Annotated in this window: 7 protein-coding genes; 3 read left to right on the top strand and 4 right to left on the bottom strand. The window is 71.6% G+C overall.

Going from position 1 to position 6,880, the window contains the following annotated elements:
* Window positions 1-162 (top strand): acetylxylan esterase (locus tag ACLQ6X_RS01310; RefSeq protein WP_411698357.1); only part of this gene is annotated, 162 nt, incomplete at its 5' end.
* A gap of 3 nt (window positions 163-165) precedes the next feature.
* On the opposite strand, the gene ACLQ6X_RS01305 is transcribed toward ACLQ6X_RS01310, so the two are convergent.
* The 3 genes from ACLQ6X_RS01305 to ACLQ6X_RS01295 are packed head-to-tail and all read right to left on the bottom strand — an operon-like array spanning window position 166 to window position 3,334.
* Window positions 166-1,257 carry a Gfo/Idh/MocA family protein gene (locus ACLQ6X_RS01305; RefSeq protein ID WP_411698355.1) on the bottom strand — a complete coding sequence of 364 codons (1,092 nt, stop codon included), beginning with the start codon at window positions 1,255-1,257 and terminating at the stop codon, window positions 166-168.
* A 14-nt stretch (window positions 1,258-1,271) separates the two neighbouring features.
* A complete protein-coding gene (locus ACLQ6X_RS01300; protein ID WP_411698354.1) occupies window positions 1,272-2,339 on the bottom strand; it encodes a M24 family metallopeptidase in 1,068 nt (355 codons plus the stop codon).
* Window positions 2,336-3,334: a LacI family DNA-binding transcriptional regulator gene (locus tag ACLQ6X_RS01295; RefSeq protein ID WP_411698353.1), complete on the bottom strand. Its 999-nt coding sequence runs from the start codon at window positions 3,332-3,334 to the stop codon at window positions 2,336-2,338. Before ACLQ6X_RS01295 ends, ACLQ6X_RS01300 begins: the two co-directional genes overlap by 4 nt.
* Before the next feature lie 167 nt (window positions 3,335-3,501).
* Between ACLQ6X_RS01295 and ACLQ6X_RS01290 the strand changes: the two genes are divergently transcribed.
* Together ACLQ6X_RS01290 and ACLQ6X_RS01285 are read left to right on the top strand one after the other, a co-directional pair.
* A complete protein-coding gene (locus ACLQ6X_RS01290) occupies window positions 3,502-4,407 on the top strand; it encodes an NAD-dependent epimerase/dehydratase family protein (protein WP_411698352.1) in 906 nt (301 codons plus the stop codon).
* Window positions 4,404-5,486, top strand: coding sequence for a mandelate racemase/muconate lactonizing enzyme family protein (locus ACLQ6X_RS01285; RefSeq protein ID WP_411698351.1), 1,083 nt, complete (start codon window positions 4,404-4,406; stop codon window positions 5,484-5,486). Before ACLQ6X_RS01290 ends, ACLQ6X_RS01285 begins: the two co-directional genes overlap by 4 nt.
* A gap of 72 nt (window positions 5,487-5,558) precedes the next feature.
* On the opposite strand, the gene ACLQ6X_RS01280 is transcribed toward ACLQ6X_RS01285, so the two are convergent.
* Complete coding sequence (locus tag ACLQ6X_RS01280) at window positions 5,559-6,866, bottom strand: Gfo/Idh/MocA family protein (protein WP_411698356.1); 1,308 nt, start codon at window positions 6,864-6,866, stop codon at window positions 5,559-5,561.
* Window positions 6,867-6,880 lie beyond the last annotated feature (14 nt).

Here is a 6,880-nt window from a genome sequence, read left to right as displayed (position 1 = left end):
GACGCCACCTGTCCGCCGTCGACGGTCTTCGGGGCCTACAACGCGTATGCCGGCCCCAAACAGATGTCGGTCTGGGAGTTCAACGGGCACGAGGGGGGCGACACCGAGGATCTCCTCTCGGCATGGCGCCATTTCTCCTCGATCGCCGGATCCGCGGCCTGACCTCTAGCGAAGGCGGCGCTGATCAGTGACCGGCGACTCGAGCGAACCGAGGCGAGCGGTGTCATCCTTCAGGGTGGCCGGGGTGACCGCGCGTCCGGTCGACGAAGACGAATAGATGGCCGTGACCAGTTCGAGCGATCTGGCGGGAGACGTCGCCACCGCCGGCAGAGGCTCACCCTTGCCCAGGGCGTCGTAGACCTCGCGGATGAACGCGTCGTGACCACTCCGTTCCTCCTGTTCCGGAAGAATCCAGTCGTCGTGATCATCGAGGCTTCCTGAAACAGGAGTGATGCGCCAGTTCTCGTGGCCATGGCCGTAGAGATGATCCACCGTGATCGTGGCGAGTTCCGTGTCGATGCGGATCGAGCTGGTCTCGCGCGGCGACACGACCGAGGTCGAGACGGATGCCACGGTGCCGGTCTCGAACAGGATGGTGCCGGTCGACACGTCTTCGGTCTGCACATCACGCGCTTGGCGCCAGAGCTGCGCGGAGGCCTGACGCCAGTCGCCGAGCAGGTAGGCGAGCAAATCGATCTGATGGATGCCGTGGCTGAGCGTGGTGCCGCCCCCCTCGGTCTCCCAGCGCCCGCGCCACGGCACGGAGTAGTACTCGGCGTCGCGAAACCAGAGCGTGTTGCACGTCGCGAAAAGCGCGCGCCCGAACGCACCGGCGTCGAGCAGCCGTTTGACGTGGTCGGCGGCCGACCCGGTGCGCTGCTGAAAGACCACCGCGAACTCGCGGCCTGCGGAAGCCGCGGCATCCGTCATCGACTGCAGCTCGGCCAGAGACAGGGCCGGCGGCTTCTCGGCGATCACGTGCGCGCCGTGGGCGAAGGCGGCCACGGCCTGAGGCGCGTGCACTCCGGGCGGGGTGCAGAGGTGCACGACGTCGACCCGTTCTGCGGCGAACAGAGCCTCGAGCGAGTCGTAGGCGTGGGCGGCCGCGGCGTGCTCGTCGGCGAACTCCCGGGCCCGACCAGGCATCACGTCGGCGACCGCCACGAGCTCGACGCCCTCGATGTGGTCGAGGCTGCGGGCGTGCAGGGTCGCGACGGAGCCGGTTCCGATGATGGCGGCGCGCAGGGTGGTGGTCACGGTGCTTCTCTCTCTCATTGCAGTTCTACGGGTCGTTGCAGTTCTACGGGCCTGCGGATGCCGCCCACCGTCACGGTCGGCCACGCGTCGTCCGCGGTGATCACCTCGATGCCGTCGGCGGTGAGCAGCACGGTGTCCTCGATCTTCGCGCCGGGCGCGGTGGGGTTCCAGGCGAAGGCCTGCCCCAGCTGGATGATGTCGGTCGCGCCCGGCGTCGCGCGCGGGTCCCGGCCGTTGTAGCCGGCCGCGCCGCCCTGGTGGTGGTTGCGCCACTCGTCGGGGTCGAAACCGTTGGCCGCGTAGCCCGCGGTGCCGGCGACGAACGCGTCGCCGAGGGTGGCGCCGGCGACCGTGGCCGCGAAGAACGCCGCCTCGACCTCGCGGATGCGCGCCTCCGCGTCGGCCTCGGCCGCCCGCGCCGGTCCGAAGCGCACCCAGCGCGTGAGGTTCGCGATGAGTCCGTCGCGGCGCCCGCAGACGACCACCATCGCGCGGTCGCCGAGCGGGGCATCCGTCGGCAGGGGATGACGGTGGGCCAGCCGGTCGCGCCCGGCGACGAGCAGAACGAGCGGGTCGATGCCGCGGGAGATGAGAGCGGCACCGAGTGTCGCGGCGCTGTCGCGTTCGCTCTGGATGCCGCGTGCCTCGCCCAGCACGGATGTGACGACCTCGGCGCACTCACGGCCGAGCGCGCGGAAGCCGGCGAGCTCGGCGGGAAGCAGGGCGGCGCGGGCGGCGCGCAACTCGGCGGCGACGTCGTGCTCGTTCAGCACGCGCGGGCCGGTCGGCAGGGCGCTCGCGAGCGGATCGTGCCAGGGCACCTCGACCACGTCGATGTCGGCGGGAAGCTCCTCGGCCTCGAGTCGGGCACGCTCGTTCGAGAACACGACCACGGTGTCGCGGTGGCGCCCGACGACGACGGCGAGCAGCGGGTCCCCGGCCAGGCTCACGTGCGTGCGGGCACCCCCGAGGTACCAGGAGACGGCGCCGTGGCCGGTGAGCACGAGCTCGTCAGCCCCCGCGGCCGCGAGCACGCCGAGCAGGCGCTCGCGCTTGGCGGCGCGGTCGGCCGTGATTGTCATCGCTCGACCTCCGCGGTGCTCGACCGCACGACCAGCGTCGGCGTGAACAGCACGGGCGCCGCCGCGGCGCCGCCCTCGATCTCGGCGAGCAGGGCGTCCCACGCGCGGGCGCCGAGCAGTTGGCGCGGCACGGCCATGGTGGTGAGCGCCGGGGTCGCATAGCGCGCGAACTCGATGTCGTCGAAGCCGACGACCGACACGCTGCCCGGCACACGCACGCCGGCGTCGCGCAGGGCCGCAAGCAGCCCGAACGCCACGAGGTCGTTGAAGGCGATGACGCCGGTCGCGTCGCCGAGCGTGCCGGCCGCGCGCGCCCCGTCGTCCACGGTGGCGCCGCAGGCGATGGTCGAGACCACGAGGTCGGCATGGCGGGACCGCGCCCGTTCGAGTCCGGCCAGCCGGCGGCGGTTCGACTCGCTCGACGGCGGGCCCGCGAGATAGGCGATGCGGGTGTGGCCGAGCCCCGCGAGGTGGTCGGCGGCGGCGGCCGCGCCCGCGGCGTAGTCGACCACCACCTCGGGAGTTCCGGCGATAGAGCGGTTCACCAGCACGACCGGCGCGAGTCGGGGCAGCAGCTCGCCCAGCTCGTCGTCGGTCATCCGCGGCGCGACGAGCACCAGCGCGTCGCAGCGGCGGCGGGCCTCGGCCGCGAGTTCCGGTTCGTCGGCGAGCGACTCCTGCGAATCGGCCACGAGCACGCGGTATCCTGCGGCGGACGCGGCCTGGGTGACCCCGCGCAGCACCTCCTGGAACATCGGGTTGCCGAGGTCGGGCACGAGCACACCCACCGTCTGCGTGCTTCCGCGGGCGAGATTGCGCGCCGTGGCGCTGGGGCGGTAGCCGAGTTCGTCGACCACGGCGAGCACGCGGCGGGCGATCGCCGGGTCGACGGTGCTCTTGCCGTTCACGACGCGGGAGACGGTGGCCTGCGACACGGCAGCAGCGAGGGCGACGTCGAAGATCGTCACCGCGCGACCCTCGGGTCGAACCGTCATACTCCCCGCTCCTTTGCGTGAAATTCTCTGCTGCGTCGAAACGATCGTGTCGCTGGTGGTGCGGCGGGGATCGCTTCGAGCCTAGAGTGTATCCGAGAAAGCGCTTTCTGGTCCTCTCACCTGCACGACCCCCACGAGCACCCTCCGATCAACGACGATGAGGACGAATGAAGATCCTGGTAACGGGCGGCGCCGGACGCCTCGGACGCTCCACGCTCGACGCGCTCACGGCGGCGAGCCACGAGGTGGTCTCGGTCGACCGGGTCACGGCTCCCGGTTTCGGCGGCCGCCAGGTCGACATCGACCTCGCCCACCCCACCGCGTTCTCCGACTTCGTGGCCGCCGAAACCCCCGACGCGATCGTGCACCTGGCCGCCATCGCCGTGCCGTTCAGCGCGCCCGAGGGCGTCATCCTCGACACCAACTCCCGGCTCGCGTTCACGGTGCTCGACGCCGCCCGCGAGCACGGCGTCGCCCGTGTGCTCGCCGCGTCGAGCCCCACCGTGATGGGCTACGGCAGCCCGACCGGGTGGCAGCCCGACTACCTGCCGCTCGACGAGGAGCACCGCGCCCGGCCATGGAACGCCTACGCCCTGTCGAAGCAGCTGGTGGAGAACCTCGTCGCGATGTTCGCCCGCCAGCAGACATCCACCCTCTTCGGCGCCTTCCGACCCTGCTTCGTGATCTCCCCGGGGGAATGGGCGGGCGCGCCCACGCAGCAGGGGCACACCGTCGTCGACCGGCTGAACGACCCGTCGCTCGCCGCCGTCTCACTGTTCAACTACGTCGACGCGCGGGATGCCGCGGACTTCGTGGTCGCCTGGGTCGAGCGCGCGGGCGCCGACGCGAACGGCGAGGTCTTCTTCGTCGGGGCGTCCGACGCGCTCGCGCTGGCGCCGTTGCGGGAGCTGCTGCCCTACGCGGCGGCGTCCGAGCTCGACGGCACCGCCCCGGCGTTCAGCTCGGCCCACGCGACCGACCGGCTGGGCTGGGCGCCGACCCGGTCGTGGCGCACCGAGCTGACGCCCGACCAGCGCGCGCTGCTCGTCGCCCCCGCGGAGGGAACGTCGTGAGCGTCCCCACGATCACCCGCGTCGCCACGACGCCGCTGACCGCCGCCATGCCGCGACCGTGGGTGCCGAGCGCGCCCTGGCTGCATCTCGTTCGCGTCGACGTCGAATGCAGCGACGGCGTCACGGGGACCGGCTTCTCGTGGACCCCCACCATCGGCGCCGAGGCCGTGCGCGCGCTCATCGACACCGACATCGCGCGGTTCGTCGTCGGCCGCGGTGCCGACGCGCGCACACTCTGGGCCGACCTGTGGCGGCACCTGCACGAGGCCGGCGGCGGGGGCGTCACCACCATCGCCATGGCGGGCGTCGACCTGGCCCTCTGGGATGCGGCTGGCCGACGCGCGTCACTCGGGCTCGCCGACGCGGTGGGGCGCATCCGCAGCACCGTCGGCGTCTACGGCAGCGGCGTCAACCTGCACTACTCGCTCGACGAGCTCGTCGCGCAGGCGCAGCGCTGGGTCGGGACCGGCTACGACGCCGTCAAGATCAAGGTCGGCAAGCCGGATGTCACGGAGGACGTCGACCGCGTCGCCGCCGTTCGCGACGTGATCGGCCCCGACCGCCAGCTGATGATCGACGCGAATCAGCGCTGGGACGTGCCGACCGCGGTCGCCGCCATCGGCGCGCTGGAACGGTTCGACCCGCACTGGATCGAGGAACCGCTGCGCAGCGACGACACGCTCGGCTACCTCGAGTTGCGCGGGTCGATCGGGGTGCCGGTCGCGTTGGGCGAGAACGTGCACACGATCCACCGGTTCCGCGAACTGGCGTCGCTCGGCGCCGCGGACATCCTGCAACCGAACGTCGTGCGGGTGGGAGGCATCACGCCGTTCCTCGAGATTGCGGACCTCGTCGACGAGGCCGACCTGCGTCTCGCCCCGCACCTGCTGCCCGAGCTGAGCGGGCAGCTCGCGATGTGCATCGCGCAGGAGACGCGCGTCGAACGGGTCGAGGACGCCGACCTCGACACCCTCGGGCTGCTCGCCGGGCCGAGCCCGGTGGTGTTCCACGGCCCGACGCTCACGGCGCCGGGCGCCCCGGGCATCGGAATCCCGCTCGTCGAGCGGTCGCCGCTCTAGCCGTCGCGTCGTCGGCGGCATAGTGCTCTTCCTGGCGCCCGGGAAGCGCAATATGCCGCCGATGAACTAGGGCTAGACGCCCAGGTCGGCGATCAGCACCGGCAGCCCGCTCGCGAGCGACGCGTTGCCCGCGATGCCCACCGACACGGCCTTGACCCCGTCGGCATACCCGGCCGGGCGGCCGAGCGGGTCGGACGTCACCCGGTTGAATACGTGGTCGAGCAGGTAGGCGTCACCGCCACCGTGGCTGCCGATGCCGTCGGGGATCGGCACCTCGACCGCCGCCTCCCAGTGCCGCTGCAGCAGCAGGCGCTCCCCCTCGGGCCGCAGGTTGTCGCCCGAGCCAGACAGCGGCGTCGCGCTCGGGTCGACGACCACCACGCCGTCTTCGCCGACCAGCACCGCGCCGCGTTCGACGACCTCCAGCTCGGCGCGGCCCAGGGTGCCGTTGACCATCACGCGGTACCCCTCCCACGGGCTGTGCGCGTTGAGCGAATACGACATCGTCGCGCCGCTGTCGTAGTCGACGAGCAGCGCCAGGTTGTCCTCGATCGTTATGTCGTCGTCGAACACGTCGCGGTCGCGCACGTAGCCGTCAAGGTGTTCGTTGTCGAGGTAGAGGCCCTTCAGCCGCGGGTCGGCGGCCATGTCGAGCACGAACGGGTCGCCCGCGTGGGTGTTGCGCGGAATGCGCGCACCGAGGCCGCGGCTGGCGGCGTTCGCGGCGCCGTAGAACCGCAGCCCACCGCTCGCGAAGACACGGCGGGGAGCGGCGTCGATCCACCAGTTGACGAGGTCGAAGTGGTGGGAGGCCTTGTGGATGAGCAGGCCGCCCGAGCTCTGCTTGTCGCGGTGCCAACGCCGGAAGTAGTCGGCGCCGTGCACGGTGTCGAGCACCCATTCGAAGTGCACGGATGTCACGGAGCCGATCGCCCCCGACTGGATCAGTTCGCGCAGCGCCGAGTTACGCGGGCTGTACCGGTAGTTGAACGTGGTGACCACGGTTTTGCCGCTGGCCTCGATGGCCGCGGCGATCTGGCGCAGGCCCTCGGCGTTGATAGTGATCGGCTTCTCGACCACCACGTCGGCGCCCGCGAGCAGCGCCCGCGACACGAGGTCGGCGTGGGTGAAGTCGGGCGAGGTGACGATCACCCGGTCGATTCTCTGCTCGGCGATCGTGCGCTCGAGGTCGTCCGGCGCGAACCGCAGCGGAACCGCAGCGTGCGACGCCACGAACTGCGCCTGGTAGAAGTCGAGCCGACCCTGGTTGGTGTCGCTCCAGGCCACGAGTTCGGCCACGTCGGCGTGGTCGCCCCGCATGGCGTCGAGGTACATCTGGGCGCGGTGCCCGGTTCCGATGAGCGCGTAGCGTTCGGTCACGAGGGGTCCTTCTG

This window comes from Conyzicola sp. (assembly GCF_046714715.1).
GTDB lineage: Bacteria > Actinomycetota > Actinomycetes > Actinomycetales > Microbacteriaceae > Conyzicola.
This window is presented reverse-complemented; position numbering and strand designations above follow the sequence as displayed.